This is a genomic window from Haloarchaeobius sp. FL176, from assembly GCF_024609245.1.
In the GTDB taxonomy this organism is placed as follows: Archaea; Halobacteriota; Halobacteria; order Halobacteriales; family Natrialbaceae; genus Haloarchaeobius.
Genome location: NZ_JANJYH010000004.1, coordinates 343,367 through 359,233, shown reverse-complemented (window position 1 = coordinate 359,233; position 15,867 = coordinate 343,367). Strand labels below are relative to the sequence as shown.

General features: G+C 68.2%; 13 protein-coding genes and 2 pseudogenes. 8 read left to right on the top strand and 7 right to left on the bottom strand.

Features of this window, described 5'->3' with window-relative positions:
- Window positions 1–45: 45 nt before the first annotated feature.
- The 4 genes from NO978_RS10255 to lipA all read right to left on the bottom strand — a co-directional run bounded on the left by NO978_RS10255 (window position 46) and on the right by lipA (window position 5,077).
- Entirely contained in the window at window positions 46–1,617 is a 1,572-nt protein-coding gene (locus NO978_RS10255; RefSeq protein ID WP_257299491.1) for a 2-oxo acid dehydrogenase subunit E2, read from the bottom strand.
- 1 nt (window position 1,618) lies between these two features.
- The gene (locus NO978_RS10250) at window positions 1,619–2,626 is read right to left on the bottom strand and encodes an alpha-ketoacid dehydrogenase subunit beta (RefSeq protein ID WP_257299490.1); all 1,008 of its coding nucleotides are present in this window, start codon (window positions 2,624–2,626) and stop codon (window positions 1,619–1,621) included.
- Window positions 2,627–2,629: 3 nt separating this feature from the next.
- The gene (gene pdhA, locus NO978_RS10245; RefSeq protein WP_257299489.1) at window positions 2,630–3,739 is read right to left on the bottom strand and encodes a pyruvate dehydrogenase (acetyl-transferring) E1 component subunit alpha; all 1,110 of its coding nucleotides are present in this window, start codon (window positions 3,737–3,739) and stop codon (window positions 2,630–2,632) included.
- 393 nt (window positions 3,740–4,132) lie between these two features.
- Entirely contained in the window at window positions 4,133–5,077 is a 945-nt protein-coding gene (gene lipA, locus NO978_RS10240; protein WP_257299488.1) for a lipoyl synthase, read from the bottom strand.
- A 154-nt stretch (window positions 5,078–5,231) separates the two neighbouring features.
- Between lipA and NO978_RS10235 the strand changes: the two genes are divergently transcribed.
- The 4 genes from NO978_RS10235 (at window position 5,232) to NO978_RS10220 (ending at window position 9,949) form a co-directional block, all read left to right on the top strand.
- Window positions 5,232–6,659 carry an MATE family efflux transporter gene (locus tag NO978_RS10235; protein ID WP_257299551.1) on the top strand — a complete coding sequence of 476 codons (1,428 nt, stop codon included), beginning with the start codon at window positions 5,232–5,234 and terminating at the stop codon, window positions 6,657–6,659.
- Window positions 6,660–6,668: 9 nt separating this feature from the next.
- Window positions 6,669–6,899: a hypothetical protein gene (locus tag NO978_RS10230; RefSeq protein WP_257299487.1), complete on the top strand. Its 231-nt coding sequence runs from the start codon at window positions 6,669–6,671 to the stop codon at window positions 6,897–6,899.
- A 120-nt stretch (window positions 6,900–7,019) separates the two neighbouring features.
- Window positions 7,020–9,365, top strand: a complete 2,346-nt coding sequence (locus tag NO978_RS10225; RefSeq protein WP_257299486.1) for a DEAD/DEAH box helicase — start codon at window positions 7,020–7,022, stop codon at window positions 9,363–9,365.
- Window positions 9,366–9,439: 74 nt separating this feature from the next.
- On the top strand, window positions 9,440–9,949 hold the full coding sequence (locus tag NO978_RS10220) for a hypothetical protein (RefSeq protein ID WP_257299485.1): 510 nt from the start codon (window positions 9,440–9,442) through the stop codon (window positions 9,947–9,949).
- A gap of 24 nt (window positions 9,950–9,973) precedes the next feature.
- On the opposite strand, the gene NO978_RS10215 is transcribed toward NO978_RS10220, so the two are convergent.
- Window positions 9,974–10,630, bottom strand: a complete 657-nt coding sequence (locus NO978_RS10215; protein WP_257299484.1) for an HAD family phosphatase — start codon at window positions 10,628–10,630, stop codon at window positions 9,974–9,976.
- A gap of 159 nt (window positions 10,631–10,789) precedes the next feature.
- On the opposite strand from NO978_RS10215, the gene NO978_RS10210 reads away from it, so the two are divergent.
- From NO978_RS10210 to endA, 3 genes and pseudogenes are all read left to right on the top strand, one after another.
- Window positions 10,790–11,239, top strand: a complete 450-nt coding sequence (locus tag NO978_RS10210; RefSeq protein ID WP_257299483.1) for an RDD family protein — start codon at window positions 10,790–10,792, stop codon at window positions 11,237–11,239.
- Between the two features lie 47 nt (window positions 11,240–11,286).
- Window positions 11,287–12,038 (top strand): annotated as a pseudogene (locus tag NO978_RS10205) (DUF91 domain-containing protein).
- A gap of 68 nt (window positions 12,039–12,106) precedes the next feature.
- Complete coding sequence (endA, locus tag NO978_RS10200; RefSeq protein ID WP_257299482.1) at window positions 12,107–13,141, top strand: tRNA-intron lyase; 1,035 nt, start codon at window positions 12,107–12,109, stop codon at window positions 13,139–13,141.
- Window positions 13,142–13,250: 109 nt separating this feature from the next.
- Here endA and NO978_RS10195 read toward each other — a convergent pair whose 3' ends face one another.
- Window positions 13,251–14,480, bottom strand: coding sequence for a tryptophan--tRNA ligase (locus NO978_RS10195; RefSeq protein ID WP_257299481.1), 1,230 nt, complete (start codon window positions 14,478–14,480; stop codon window positions 13,251–13,253).
- Window positions 14,481–14,512: 32 nt separating this feature from the next.
- On the opposite strand from NO978_RS10195, the pseudogene NO978_RS19960 reads away from it, so the two are divergent.
- Window positions 14,513–14,959 (top strand): annotated as a pseudogene (locus NO978_RS19960) (hypothetical protein); the annotation flags it as partial.
- 15 nt (window positions 14,960–14,974) lie between these two features.
- On the opposite strand, the gene rio1 reads toward NO978_RS19960, so the two are convergent.
- The gene (rio1, locus tag NO978_RS10190) at window positions 14,975–15,859 is read right to left on the bottom strand and encodes a serine/threonine-protein kinase Rio1 (RefSeq protein WP_257299480.1); all 885 of its coding nucleotides are present in this window, start codon (window positions 15,857–15,859) and stop codon (window positions 14,975–14,977) included.
- Between the last annotated feature and the right edge of the window lie 8 nt (window positions 15,860–15,867).

The following is a 15,867-nucleotide window of genomic DNA, read 5'->3' as shown; positions in this document are numbered from 1 at the left end:
GAGATAGCAGGAACGACGTGTCGGGAATGGAGACCGACGGTCCGCTTACTCCAGCAGGAGCAGCTGCGGGTTCTCGAGGTACTTCATGACCTCGTTGGTGAACTGTGCGCCCTCCGCACCGTCGATGATGCGGTGGTCGAACGACAGCGACAGCGTCATGACGTGACGAATCTCGATGGAGTCCTCGCCGTCGTCGTCGGTGACGACGCGGGGCTTCTTCTTGATCTCGCCCATCGCGAGGATGGCGGTCTCGGGGTAGTTGATGATGGGCGTGGCGTACTCGCCGCCGATGCCGCCGATGTTCGTGATGGTGAACGTGCCGCCGCGCATCTCCTCGACCGCGATCGAGCGCTCCCGGGCCTTCGAGACCAGCTCGTTCATCTCGGAGGAGAGCTGGAGCAGGCCCTTCCGGTCGGCCTGCTTGACGACGGGGACCATCAGGCCCACGTCGGTCGCGGTGGCGACGCCGATGTTGTAGTAGTGCTTCTTGACGATCTCCTCGTTCTCCTCGTCGAGCGAGGAGTTGACGATGGGATACTCCTTCAGCGCCGCCACACACGCCTTCATCACGAACGGCATGTAGGTCAGCTTGATGTCCTTCTCGGCGGCGTGGGGCTTGAGCTCCTGACGGGCCTCGACGAGCGCGGTCACGTCGACCTCGTCGTGGTGGGTGACGTGCGGGGCGGTGTACTTCGACTCGGCCATCGCGTCGGCGATGGTCTGACGGACGCCACGGAACGGCTCGCGCTCCTCGCGTTGGCCCGGCTCACCCAGCGTCTCGCCGGCGGCCATCGCCTGCGTGTCGGCCTCCTGGGCCTGGCGCTGTGCCTCGGCGTACTCGCGGACGGCCTCGGGCGTGACGAACGCCTCGCCCTCTTTCGTCTCGTCGGTGGGGACGGCGTTCAGGTCGACGCCCTCCTCCTCGGCGAGCTTCCGGGTCGCCGGGGCGGCGAGCGTCTGTTCGCGGTTCGCGGCCTCGACCTGCTGCGGCGCGGGCGTCGTCGTGCTCGCGGCCGCCTGGCCGGCGGCAGCGCCAGCGTCAGCGTCGGCGGATTCGGTCGCCGCCGCAGTGTCCTCGCCAGCTTCGGCGGTCGCGGGCTCGGGTTCCGCCTCGTCGCCGCCCTCGGCGTGGGCGCGCACGTCGGCGTCGGTGACGCGACCGGAGGGACCGGTGCCCTCGACCGCGGCGATGTCGACACCGAGCTCACGGGCGAGCTTCCGGGCACTCGGCGGAGCGAACACGCGACCCGAGGGCGTCTCGACCTCCTCGGTGTCGCCGGCGGGTTCGGTGTCCGCCGCTGCCTCGTCGGCGTCGGCCGCCGCGGGCTCCTCGCTCTCGCCCGCGCCGGACTGCGTCGTGTCCTCGAGGTCGTCCTCGCCCTCGACGTTGTACACCATGATGACGTCGCCGACGGGCACCATCGTGCCCTCCTCGGCGAGCAGTTCCTTCACCGTGCCGTTGTACGGCGAGGGGACATCGACGGCGGCCTTGTCTGTCTCGACCTTCGCGACCGGCTGGTCCTCGGTGACGGTGTCGCCGGGCTCGACGAGCCACTCGAGCAGCTCGCCCTCGGCGACGCCCTCACCGACGTCGGGAAGCTTGAATTCCTGGGGCATATCAGAAGTTCACCGCGTCGCGGATACCCTTCTTGATGCGTGCGGGCTCCGGCAGGTAGTAGTCCTCGAGCGCGTACAGCGGGAACGGCGTGTCGAAGCCGGTGATGCGCTCGACCGGTGCCTCCTGGTACAGCAGTGCCTCCTCCTGAATGATGGAGGCGATCTCGCCGCCGAGGCCGCCGGACTTCGGGGCCTCGTGGACGACCGCGGCGCGGCCGGTCTTCTTGAACGACTCGACGATGGTCTCCTCGTCGAGCGGCGAGATGGAGCGGATGTCGACGACCTCGACGTTGATGCCGTCCTCCTCCGCGAGTTCCTCGGCGGCCTCGATGGTCGGCCGGGACATCGCACCCCACGTGTACACCGAGATGTCCGTGCCTTCACGGCGCACGGCGGCCTCACCGAGCGGGACCTCGTAGTCGTCCGTCGGGACCTCGTCGCGGAACGCGCGGTAGATGAGCTTCGGCTCGAGGAACACGACCGGGTCCGGGTCGCGGATGGCCGAGATGAGCATCCCCTTCGCGTCGTACGGGGTGCTCGGGATCTGTACCTTGAGGCCGGGCTGGTGGGCGAACATCGCCTCCGTCGACTCGGAGTGGTGCTCCGGCGCGCGGATGCCACCGCCGTACGGTGCGCGGATGACCATCGGACACGTGAACCGGCCGCGCGAGCGGGTACGGATGCGCGCCGCGTGGCTCACGATCTGGTCGAACGCCGGGTAGATGAAGCCCATGAACTGGATTTCGGGGACGGGCTTCAGGCCGTAGGCGGCCATCCCGATGGCGGTGCCCACGATGCCGGACTCGGCCAGCGGCGTGTCGATGACGCGGTCCTCGCCGAACTCCTCGTAGAGTCCCTCTGTCGCGCGGAACACGCCGCCGTTCTTCCCGACGTCCTCGCCCATGACGAGCACGTCTTCGTCTTCTTTCATCTCGGTGTACAGCCCGTCGCGGACGGACTGCACGAGCGTCAGGTTCTCAGTCTCGGATGCAGTGTCTTGCGTAGCCATGTGTTAGTCCTCCAGGAGTGCGTCGTCGCCGAACTCTTCGCGGACGCTGTTGAACCACTCCAGCTGTTCATCCAGCTTTTTCGGCATGCCCGCATAAACGTGTTTGAATATCTCTTCGGGGTCGGGGCGCTCGACGGCCTCCGCGGCGGCGATGGCGTCGGCGGCCTCGTCCTCGATCTCGGCCTCGATGGCGTCGACCCGCTCGTCGTCGAGCAGGCCGTGCTGGCGCAGGAACGTCTCCATGCGTGGGATCGGGTCCTTCTGCTTCCAGCGCTCGACCTCCTCGTCATCCCGGTAGACGGAGGGGTCATCGGCGGTGGTGTGTGCGCCGAAACGGTACTGGACCGCCTCGATGAGCGTCGGTCGCAGCTCATCGTCGTCGGGGTTCTTCGCCTTCTCGACGGCGTCACGCGTGACCTTGTACACGGCGAGGGGGTCCATCCCGTCGACCTGCACGCCCTCGAAACCGTAGGCGTTGGCCTTCTGGGCGATGGTCTCGCTCGCGGTCTGCTTCTCTCGTGGCACCGAGATGGCCCACTGGTTGTTGTTGCAGAAGAACACGTTCGGCGTGTCGAAGACGCCGGCGAAGTTCATCCCCTCGTGGAAATCTCCCTCCGAGGTCGCGCCGTCGCCGAAGTAGCAGAGGAACGCCTTCTCCTCGTTCTGGAGCTTCGAGGCCCACGCCGCACCCGTCGCGTGGGGGATCTGCGTCGCGATGGGCACCGCGGTGGTGAACATGTTCACGTCGTCCGGGATGTTGTTGCCGGACTCGTGGCCCATCCATGTCAGCAGCGTCTTCTCCAGCGAAACGCCACGGACGAGCGCCGAGCCGTGCTCGCGGTACGACGGGAACAGCCAGTCCTCCTCGTCCAGCGCGTGGGCGCTCCCGATCTGGGCGCCTTCCTGACCTGAGAGTGGCGGGTAGGTTCCCATGCGTCCCTGGCGCTGGAGCGAGACTGCCCGCTGGTCGAAGTGGCGGGCCAACCGCATCTGTTTGTATATTTCGACGAGTTCGTCGTCGTCGATGTCTGGCACCTCCGCGTCGTCGAGCACCCGGCCCGCGTCGTCGAGCACCTGTACGCGCTCGCGGGGGTCGTGCTGAATCGTGCTCACGGTAGAACCCACCTTGACATGTATCGAATGTCTCCCGCTCGCGTTATATGGTTTTCGTAAAAACGTTACTATCAACCCGATTCTTGCCATACAGTCGCACAGATTTGCGATTTTCGCCTCGAAGCTGCACAGGTTTCCAGTTTCGTACCCCAATAGCCGGGGGACCTGGGTTCCTCACGGTCTTCTATCCTCAATTCTGGACGAATGGGCGGGAGTTTATTTCGGAGAATGCGTGTGAATCTGTATCGATGATGTGGCGTGCTCACGTAGGTCGATGTTTGGCGGGAAGGCTCCCGGGAGCCAGGAGCACCGAGCCGCCCCGAACACTCAGTCGGAGGCCACGCTTCGCGCGGCCTCCCTCCCCTGCTCGCGGGTCGCTCCGCTCCCCGCTCGCTAGTCGGAGGCGACGCTACGCGCCGCCTCCCTCGCCTCCTCCACACCTTTGCCGTCCCGCAGCACGGCGTCGACGAACAGCTCGCCGGCCTTGTACGACGAGCGGACCATCGGCCCGGAGGCACAGTAGAGGAACTCGAACTCCTCCTCGGCGACGTCCCGCCAGGTGTCGAACTCGTCAGGGTGGACGTACCGTTCGACGTCGAGGTGGGTACGCGAGGGCTGGAGGTACTGCCCGAGCGTGACGATGTCGAGGTCTATCTCCGCGAGGTCAGAGAGCGTCTGCCAGATTTCGTGGTGGTACTCGCCGACGCCGAGCATCAGGCTCGTCTTCGTGTAGATGTCGGACTCCTGGGCGACCTGCTCCAGCACCGAGAGCGACTGCTCGTAGCCCGCACGGCGGTCCCGCACCGGCCACTGGAGGCGCTCGACCGTCTCGACGTTGTGCGCGATGACGTCCGGTTCGGCATCGATGATCTTCCGGACGAGGTCGGGCTCACCCTGGAAGTCCGGGATGAGCACCTCCACCAGGATGCCGGGGTGGCGCTCCTTGATCTCGCGGATGGTCTCGGCGAAGTGCTCCGCACCCTGGTCGGGCAGGTCGTCGCGGTCGACCGAGGTGAGGACGACGTAGTCGAGGCCGATCTCGGCGATGGCCTCTGCGACGTTCGCGGGCTCGTCGGGGTCCAGCGGCTCCATCCCGCCGGTCTCGACGTCACAGAAGTTACAGCCACGCGAGCAGCGGTGCCCCATCAGCATGAACGTCGCCGTCCCGCCGTCGGTGCTCCCGTTGCGGCCGCTCCAGCACTCCCCGAGGTTCGGGCAGTTCGCCTCCTCGCAGACAGTGTTCAGGTCGTGGTCACGCAGCGTCTGCTTGATGTCGGTGAACTCCCGGCCCGCCGGCGGTCGCATCTTCAGCCAGTCGGGCTTCCGCGAACGGCTCATACCGGGAACTCCGGTCCCGGGGCAGAAAAAGCGTCGGGGTTCCGGTGACGGCCGACACGGCTGGCAGCTCGATTACATTCTGTGCGAACACTTATCCATCGGTAATGGTCGACAGAGTTTTGTGCCAGTCGCGTTCCAGTGCATTAACGAGCAGATGTTCGACGTGTCACCGGACGACATACGAACGGGGTCCATACCGAAGGTGCTCGTCGCGCTCGCGGCACCGCTCGTGGTCCAGAACCTCGTCCAGGTCGTCCAGCAGGTGGTCGACGCCTTCTGGCTCGGCCGCATCGGCGAGGCCGAACTCGGAGCCGTCGGTCTCGTGACGCCGCTGACCTCCGTCCTCGTCGCGCTCGCCGTCGTCGGCCCGATGGTCGGCGCGCACGTCGTCGTCTCCCAGCGCGTCGGTGCGGACCAGGAGCGATCCGCTCGACGCGCCGCGTTCAACGGCGTCGTCCTCACGTTCCTGTTCGGTACCGCGGCCGCCCTCCTCGCCTTCTTCTTCGCCGACCCGCTCGTCCGCGCCATCGCGACGGTCGATCCCGACGCACGCGCGGTCGAACCTGCCATCACGTACTTCGCAGCCTACGCGCCCGTCTTCCTGTTCATGGGGCTCTCTGACTCGCTGGAGGCTGGCTTCCTCGGCTGGGGCGACACCCGGGCGACGCTGTACGTCAACGTCACCGCCGTCGCCGTCAACGTCGTCCTCGACCCCGTACTCATCTTCGGCTACGGCGTCCCCGGCTTCGACGGGCTGGCGGTCACGGGCGCGGCGCTCGCGACCGCCGCCGGCTACGCTGCCAGCTTCCTGCTGGTGCTCGCGCTCGCGCTCGGACTCCGGGGCACCTTCCAGCTCACCCGCGCCGACGCCCGACTCTCGCTGTCGGACTGTCGGGAGCTCCTCGCGGTCGGCTGGCCCAACGCCGGCCAGCGCGTCGCCCAGGACGCCGTCAGAATCGTCGTCGTCGTCCTCGTGTTCGTCGCCGGCGGCACCGCCGGCCTCGCCGCCTACGTCATCGGTGCCCGGGTCGCCAGCGTGGCGTTCATCCCCGCCAGCGGCCTCCAGCAGGCCGCCCAGTCGATGATCGGACAGAACCTCGGTGCGGGCCACACCGACCGCGCCCGCTCGACGACATGGACCGGCGTCGCCATCGCCGTCGCCATGCTCACCCTCGCGGGTGCCGTCCAGTGGGTCGTTCCCGAAGCCCTCGCGACCGTCTTCGTCCCCGACATCGCACCGCAGGCGCTCACGTACACCGTGGACTACCTGCAGATCCTCGCGCTCGGCTACTGGGCCATCGGCGCGGGCTACCTGCTCCGGGGCGGCTTCAACGCCGCCCGCCGCACCAAGACCAGCATGGTCGCCTCCCTCATGCAGTACTGGGGCGTCCGGCTGCCAATCGCCGCCGTCGGGGTCTACCTGCTCGGCGGCGGCGTCCAGTCCGTCTTCTGGGCCGTCACCCTCTCGAACGTCGCCGTCGCGCTCGGGCTCGCCGCCTACTACTGGTACGAGACCAGCGACGGGATGCTGGAGCGCGCCGCGGCGAAGGCGTCCGACGCTGCAGCCGAATCGGCCGGGTGACAAGCGAGGATGACTGGCGAACGGACTCACGGTGCTATCTGGACGTTCCTGTTCGAAGTGGTGACTCCACTCCTGATGGTGGTCGTCGCCCTGACACTCGGAATCGGAACGGCGGAACTACTCGTGGACCCCGACGGCGGCGGTATCCTGGGGGTCGTTGCTGTCGCGGTCTTCTCGTTGCTGTTCTACGGTATCGCAGTGCTGCTCTACGCTGGTCTCCAGTCCATCGTCGAGTCGTGAACGGATGGTTTCCATCGGAGTCCGAGCCACGAATCACGACACGGGGGTAACACGCACCAGTATCACTTCCGCTCCGCTACGGAAACGCCTTTGACTACCCGGCCCCCGGACACACACAGAATGGAGGTCGCCGAGGTCGTCCCCGATTTTGCAGACGCCTTCGCCTTCGACGAGTTCAATCGGATGCAGCGGGAGGCGCTGCCCGCCCTGCTGGACTCGGAGGCGAACGTCGTCGCCAGCGCGCCGACTGCGAGCGGGAAGACGGCGCTTGCCGAGCTGGCCATCTGCAAGACGCTGGACGCCGGCGGCACCGCGCTGTTCATCGCGCCGCTCCGGGCACTGACCAACGAGAAGGAGGCCGACTGGAACCGCTTCGAGGAGCTTGGCTACTCGGTGTACGTCGTCACGGGCGAGCGGGACCTGAACCCGCGGCGGGCGCGCCACGCGGACATCCTCGTGATGACGCCGGAGAAGCTGGATTCGGCGACGCGCAAGCACGACACGGCCCGGTACGACTTCATCACCGACGTCGACGTCTGCATCATCGACGAGGTGCACCTGCTGGATTCGGACCGACGGGGTGCGACGCTGGAGGTGACGGTGTCACGGCTCCGGCGGCTCTGTGACCCCCGCGTAGTGGCGCTGTCGGCGACGATGCCGAACGTCGACGACGTGGCGGCGTGGCTCGACGCGCCGCCGGAGGCGACGTTCGAGTTCGACGACGAGTACCGGCCAGTGGACCTGAACGCGGGCGTGAAGACGTACACCCACGGCGAGAACTCCTTTGCGGACAAGTACCGGCGGCTGTACCGGGCGCTGGACCTGGCAGAGCCCCACCTGAACGAGGACGGGCAGGCGCTCGTCTTCGTCTCCTCGCGCCAGGACACGGTGCAGGCGGCGAAGAAGGCCCGCGACGAGGTCGCGGAACGCGACGTCGACATGGGCGCACGCGGCGACTACGACTTCCACACGGAGACCCAGCAGCTCGACAACGACACGCTGCGGAACTCCTGCATCGACGGGGTGGCGTTCCACCACGCGGGCCTCTCGAAGAACGACAAGGACCTCGTCGAGGAGTGGTTCAAGCAGGGCAAGCTCCAGCTGCTGTTCTCGACGTCGACGCTCGCGTGGGGCGTGAACATGCCCGCGCGCTGTGTCGTCATCCGGGACACGAAGATACACGATCCCCTCGAAGGGGAGGTCGACATGAGCCCGCTCGACGTGCTCCAGATGCTCGGCCGTGCGGGGCGGCCGGGCTACGACGACGTGGGCTACGGCTGGGTCGTCTGTGACGGCTCCGACGCCGGGAAGTACCGCCGACTGTTGCGGGAGGGCAAGGAGATCGAGAGCCGGCTGGCGGAGAACCTCGACGCACACCTCAACGCCGAGATCGCGATGGGGACGGTGCAGGACCTGGACGACGTGATGAGCTGGCTGGAGACGACGTTCTACTTCCAGCGTGCCCGGTCGAACCCGGAGGCGTACGGCTTCGAGGACCGGCGTGAGCGCGTCCGGACGGTGCTCGAATCCCTCGTGGAGCGTGGCTTCGTCGAGACGGGCGACGACCTCGGCATCGAGGCGACGGGACTGGGCGTGCTCGCCTCGAAGTTCTACCTCAGACTCGACACCGCGGAGCGGTTCTACGACCTCGCGACGAGCGAGGGTATCGACGAGAAGGCGGTGCTCGGCGCGGTCGCGACGGCGGCCGAGTTCGACAGCGTGAGCGCGCGTCAGTCCGAGAAGGAGGCCGTCGACGACGTGCTCGCCGGCAACGACACCGGCGACATGGACGCCGGCGCGCGGAAGGTGCTCGCCATCCTCGTCGGCTCGATGAACGGGACGACGCCGAGCGACCTCCGCAGCGACGCCTGGGTCATCAAGCAGAACGCGCTGCGGCTGCTCGCGGCGTTGCAGGCGTTCCTCGACCGCTTCGCGGACCCGCACGCCGCGAACTGTGCGCGCCGCGCCGAGGCCCGCGTCGAGAACGGCGTCGCCCCCGACGCAGTCGGCCTGACGGCCATCGACGGCGTCGGCTCCGGGCGCGCCTCGAAGCTGGCCAAAGAGGGGTTCAAGACGCCCGGCGACGTCGCCGACGCCGGCCCCGACGCGCTCGAAGCTGCCGGGCTCTCGGCCGGCGTCGCCGAGCAGGTTCACGAGGGCGCGTCGGGCCTCCCGAACGTCGCAGTCGAGTGGGGAGAGTTCCCGGAGACCGTCGCCCGCGGCGAGAACGAGATGTGCGAGGTGACCGTACGCAACAGCGGGCGCGGCGCGAACGCGGGGCTCCGGGTGACCGTCAACGGCGTCGAGATGACCGCGACGGAGACGTACCTCGACGGTGAGGCGACGGTGCCGGTGGGGGTCTTCGGTGCGACCGACGACCTGCTCTCCTACGAGGTGTCCGTCGCCTTCCCCGACCATCCGCTGGTGCCGGTGACGGTGACGCGGACGGTGCAGGTCGAGGACTGACTGTAGACGGTGGAACCGCCCGTCGGAACGACAGCCACAAAACCGTTAGTATGCTCTATCGGTGACAATCAGGCGTGGACCCGGACGGTCACGTCGACGTGCTGCGGTACCCACCGGAGAGCGACTGCGACCCCGTGCAGGCAGTTCCGGCCGGCGAGGGGGCAGAGATCGTCCAGCGTCGCCGGGAAGACCGCAGGGACCGCCGGGAGCGGCGAATCGTCTTCTGGGTCGCGTTCCCGCTCGTCACCGTGTTCATGACCATCGGGCCGGCGTCGCTGCTCGGCCTGCCGTGGTGGACGCCGGTGGCGGCCGGGGCGGTGTCGCTGTCGCTGCTCTGGTGGCTGTTCACCGTCGTCGATGCGCGACGCGACACGGGCGTCCCCGAACTCCTCGCCACGAACTGCACCGTCGAGACGGCGCGGGGCCGCTGGCACGCGACGGTCGTCGGCGCGCGACCGATACGAGAGGACGACGAGTCGGCGGCTGCGGCGGGGTCGAGGGACGACGAGCCGTCCCCCACGTGGACGGCCCGGGTGCTCGAGCGCGATGCGGAACGTACCAGAGAGAACCTCGAACAGGGGTGACGCCGGTCGACTGGAGCGGGCCGTTCAGTCGTCCCGCCCGAGCAGCTCGTCGACGGTCGCGAGCAGTTCCTCGGGCGAGTCGACGACGTGGTCGGCCGCGGAGTGGTCGAGGCTGTCGTCCGCACCGGAGACGTAGCCGACGCAGGTGCAGCCGGCGGCGACGGCCGACGCGATGCCGTGCTCGGAGTCCTCGACGGCGACGCAGCGGTCGGGGGCGAGGTCGACCACGTCGGCGGCGTACTCGTAGATGTCGGGCGCTGGCTTGCCCGGGCCGTCGATGTCCTCGGCGCTCACGCGGGCGTCGAACGCGAGGTCGAAGCGTTCGCGGACCAGGTCGATCCAGTGGTGCGGCGACGAGGAGACGACGGCGACCGGCACGTCCCCGCGCGCAGCCGGCAGCCAGTCCGCGAAGCCCGGCAGCAGGGCGGCGTGCTCGGCGTATATCTCGGCTGCCGTCTCGTCGAAGCGGGCGACCCACTCCTCTTTCGCTACGGCCACGTCGTAGTGCTCGACGAGGTAGTCGTGTATCTCGCGGTAGTTCATCCCGGTTATCTCGCTGGGTTCGACGGTCGCATCGGGGACCGCCCACGGGAGGATGTCGCGCTCCTCGCGCTCGACCCAGTAGTGCTCGGAGTCGACGAGCACGCCGTCCATGTCGAACAGGACCGCCTCGTGGTGCATACGCTCGCTCGGACCGCGAGGCGTATCGGTCCGTCGGTCCCGTCGAGCCCCCGCCGTGAGGAGCGGTTGGCTCTAACGGCCAGCACCGTTCGCACCCTGTTTTGTTGCCAACACCTTCGAGCCGATAATTTTTATAGTCGGTAGGCGGGACGACTGTATATGGCAACTCGACACAGGCAGACGCGCGGGGCCGGGAACACCGACACTCTGGGTGCACGAATCGTCGCGTACTTCATCGACAGCATCATCGCCAGCGTCATCGGCGGGGGGCTGGCGTTCGTTGGATTCATTCTCGCCGGCGTCCTCGGGTCGGTGTCCGAGGGTCTCGGTGCGCTCGTCCTGTTCCTCTTCGTCGGTCTCGCGTTCGCGGGTGCGGTCGGCTACAAGGTCTACTTCGAGGCGAACGGCGGGCAGCCGTTCGGCAAACAGATGATGGACATCAAGGTCGTCATGGACGACGGCCGCGAGTGCACGTGGGGGGCCTCTATCATCCGGAACCTGCTGCTCGGCTTCGAGGGCGGCCTCATCGCCGTCATCGTCATCGCCGTCACCGACGACAGCCAGCGCATCGGCGACCTCCTCGGCAGCACCGTCGTCGTCAAGGCGTAGGCATTCGCGTCTCAGGGTTCAAGTACCGGAACGCGACCAGAGGGGGTATGTCCGATACCCTCCGCCTCTTCGTGGGCGACTGTACGGCGACGTTCGAGAACGGCGACCGCACCGAGCACCGCGGCCAGGTCGCCGTCGTCGTCAAACCCGACGACACCGTCCTCGTCCACGACGCCGACGGCTACCAGCCGGTCGCGTGGCTCACCCGCGCCGACGCGGTCGCGGTCACGACCGACGACGGGCTCAACCTGACGGCCCACGACGGCGACCGGACGCTCCGGGTCCGCTCGCACAACCTCCACCTCGTCGGCTCGTACCCCGCCTCCGACGCCGGCGAGCCGGTCGGGCACTGTCCCGACTGCGACGGCGTCCTCGTCAGAACCACCCGCGCCGTCGCGTGCGTCGACTGCGACCGCGAGCACGTCGTTCCCACCGACGCGACCTGTCACGGCGGCCGCTGTGACTGTGGCCTCCCCCGCATCCGCGTCGAGCGTGGAACGCCCATCGACTGCTGCGTCGACTACACCTGCGAGTCGCTCTACGAGGCCGTCATCGACCGGTTCGACCGCGAGTGGGACTGCCCGGACTGCGCCGACGACCTCCGCGTGTTCCGCAAGGGCGGCCTGCTCGTGGGCTGTGACGACTACCCGGACTGCGACACGAGCTACAGCTTCCCGTCGGGCAGTATCGTCGGCGACTGCGACTGCGGCCTCCCCGTCTTCGAGACGGGGGCGGCCGACGCTGTCTCGACACAGCCTGTGACGGGCCCCGCGAGCCAGTGACCCCGGACACCGCCTGATGAACGGTCGGGTCGTCCAACCGGGCCAGACCGTCACCGCTTTGCGGCGGGGAAGCGCAGAATCCGCCATGAACGGACACATCGACGGCGACGTCGTCCGCGTGGAGGGCGACGCCCGTCAACGGTTCCACGACTCGCGGGGGTACGGCTACCCGACCGGCGGGAACGCCATCGCCCTCGCACCGGTCGAGGCCGCCCATCTGCTCTACCGGGGCGACCTCGACGTGGTGGACGGGATGGACTTCCGCGCGTTCGTCCGCGACGCCACCGGCGACGGCTTCGTCCCGCGGTTCCTCGTCTACGCCGACCTCCGGGAGCGCGGGTTCTACGTCTCGCCCGCCCGCGACGACTGGCTCCAGCACGTCAGCGCCGGGAACGCCGACCTGATCGTCTACCCGCGGGGCAAGGGCCCGGGCGACGGCGAGGTCGCGTACCACGTCCGGGTCGTCGGCGAACGGCAGTCCGTCCCGGCGGCCGCCCTCGGCGACTGCGTGCTCGCCGTCGTCGACGAGGAGAGCGAGATCACGTACTTCGAGACGGCTCGACCCGACCCCACCGGGACGGCCGACATCGACCTGCCGTCCGGCGTGGACGCCGACCTCCTCGCGGACCGCGTGGTCTGCTGGGAACCGCCGGCGAGCCTCTACGAATCGGCGTTCTACGGCACGCCGCTGGCCGGTCGGGACGCCGACCACGACGCGCTTCAGCTGTCGCTCGTCGAAGCGGCGTATCTGGCCGAGCAGGGAGCCATCGAGATCGACGGGGGCACGGTCCGCGACCGCGGCCGGACGGTCGAGGGCGACCGGTTCGGACGCCGGCTCCGAACGTACAGCGAGCTCCGCGAGCGCGGCGTCGTCCCCAAGACCGGGTTCAAGTTCGGCGCCGACTTCCGCACCTACGCGGAGTTCGAGGACATCGACGAGTTCGGCCACTCCGAACTGCTCGTCCGCGTACTCCCGGCTGGCCACGTGTTCTCGCCGCGGGCCCTCTCGCTGGACGTGCGACTCGCCAACGGCGTCCGCAAGCAGATGGTGTTCGCGGTGGTCGACGAGGACAGCGGCGACCCGCCGACGTGGCTCCGGGTCGAGCGACTGACCCCCTGACGCAGGCCGAGAGCGTCTCGATGTTGCCGACCGGAACCACCCGGAGCCGCGCGTTCGGGAATCACGAGACCCGTTCTGCCGCCCATCGTGATCGGCTGGTTCCGTGAGTCTACCGGCGAAGCCCGACCGCCTGTCGGACACGCTCGCGCTCCGCGTCGGTCAGCCGGTAGGGAGCGAGCGCCGATTCGAGGTCCCCCAGTGCCGCCCGTCGCTGCTGGTGTGCGGTCAGGAACTCGCCGATGCGGTCGGCCGCGAGCTCCTTCAGCTCGCCACTGAGTAGCTCGCCCTCGCGGTAGGCGGTCTCGATGCGGGCCAGCTCGTCGTCGTCGCGCTCGAAGAAGAACCGGAGGTACTGGAACGGCACGTCGACCGACGGGTCGCCGCCGTGTTCGCGGTGCTCGGCGACGCTCGCCCGACCGCCCGTGAACGCGTGCTGTCGGACGACCTCGCGCACGTCGTCGGGGTCGTCGGTGAGTGCGATGGCCGGGGCGTCGTCGCTGGAGGACATCTTCCCCGGCCCGTCGAGCGTCGGGAGGAACCGTCCGAGCAGCGCCCCTGGCTTCGAGACGGGAAACCGCTCCTTCGCGGCCACGTCGCGGCAGACCCGGACGTGCGGGTCCTGGTCCACCGCCACCGGCACCAGCGTCGGGTGCACACCACGAATCAGCTGTGGCAAGAGCAGGTGTGCCGCCTGCACCGCCGGGTAGAACGAGAGCCCGACGTTCTCCGGGTCGCCGTAGGTCGCGTCGACCGTCGACTGCGTGAGGTGGCGGGCGAACGCGCTGGCAGCCGGATACACGACGTCCGCGTCCTCCGTGTCGACGACGATGGTTGTCTTCTCGGGGTCGAACCCGACAGCGAGCAGGTCACGCAGGTTGTCGTCGCGGTAGCTCGATATCTCCCCGTAGTCGAGGTCCTTCGCGTAGTACTTCTCGTCGTCCGAGAGTGGGATGAGCACCTCGGCACCGGTCGCGTCCTGCAGCTCCTTCGCGAGGTAGAACACGAGTGCGTGCCCGAGATGCATCGGTCCCGACGGGCCGACTCCCGTGACGATGGAGTGGGTCTCCCCGGCCGCGGCCGCGTCGAGGAAGCGGTCGACGCTCCGCCCGGCGTAGTAGATCCGCCGCCGGAGCATCGGGTGGTCGGGGAACCGGGCCACCTGCTCGTCAGTGAGCCGGTCCGCGCCGAACTGCTCACGCAGCCGGTCGTAGTCGACCGTCCCCGAAACGTCGTAGGGGGTTACCGTGAACTCGTCGTCGGCGTCGTTGGCTGCGTTCGTGTCGTCGGTCGTCGTGTTCGAATCACTGTGCGTCTCCGTCGTGGTGTCGTCTGTCGTCATCTGTTGCTGGATAGCGCGCTTGCTGGCGAGCGATGCGCGAGAGAACGAGTGAGCACCGCGCCGCCGTCGCCCCGGTTACGCCGCGTCGACGGCGAGCGCGATACTGTCCGCTCCCGAGAACTCGTGCCAGCGCCAGGTGGGAGCGGACTGCATACCCGACCGTAGTCGGGCAGCTGGTTTCACCGTTTCGGAGTTCCCCGAACCCTGCACGAAACTACTCCCAACCGAGCGAACAGTCGTGTCATATATCACGCCCTCCGCAGTTCGTGACGGCCATCACCGTGCTGGCCGTCACGGTGACGCTTCTCCCCGCCGTCGGTGCGCCAGCAGGTGGTTCCGGGGATACGGTCGAAACGTCGGCACCAGCGATGGTCCCCACGACGCCGACCCCCGGAATGTCAGACTCCGACGACGCCCCAGTTCCCGGCTTCGGCGTCCTCGGGGCGCTCGCGGCGCTCCTCGCACTCTGTGCGCTCGTCGTCCGTCGTCGATGGTCAGAACCGCTCGTCGTCCTCGACGACGAACTCGTACAGTTCGTCTCCCGTCACCTCGATACCCTGCCGCGAGAAGAACGCCGCCACGTTCCGGCAGTCGCGTTCGAGGAAGTCCTGCGCGTTGGGGTGGTGGACCGTCACCGCCTGCCCGAGGTCGATGATCACCAGCTCGCCGTCGTGGATGACCATGTTGTACTCGGAGAGATCGCCGTGGACCAGCCCGGCGGTGTGGAGCCGCCGCATGTACTCTCGAACGACCTCGTAGGCGGTCTGGGGGTTCTCGACGTTCACCTCGGCGAGTCGCTTCGCGCGACCCTCCTCGGCGCCGATGTACTCCATGACGAGCACGTTCCGCTCGACGGCGAGCGGGTAGGGTACGCGGACGCCGGCGCGGCGGGCACGCTGGAGGTTCGCGTACTCCTTGCGGACCCACGCGATGACGACCTGTGACTTCTTCGACCCGATGCCCTCGAACCGGGGGTCGCCGACGAGGTAGTCGCGCATGTCGCGGAAGTCCGAGGCGTTGATGCGGTACACCTTGATCGCGACCTCGGGGGAGTCGGCACCGAGCACGTCGGCCGCGCCGTCGCCGCCGAGGGCGGTGTAGACGTTGGCCTCTTTCCCGGTCGAGATGGGACCGCCCAGCGCGTCGACCCACCCGTCCTGCACGAGTTTGTAGAGGGCGGCGTAGGTCGCGTCGTCGAACACCGACGCCTCCACCTTCAGCGACTCGTTGTCCTTGATACGCTTTCTGAACTGGTCGAACTTGCGGTCCCGTCGCCGTGCGATACGGTCGGCCTCCGTGTCGGTGACGTCGATGGCCTCCCACTCGTCGCCGGGCTCGTCGACGGCCTCCGGTTCTACCAGTCCGTACTCGTCGCTCATCTACGGCA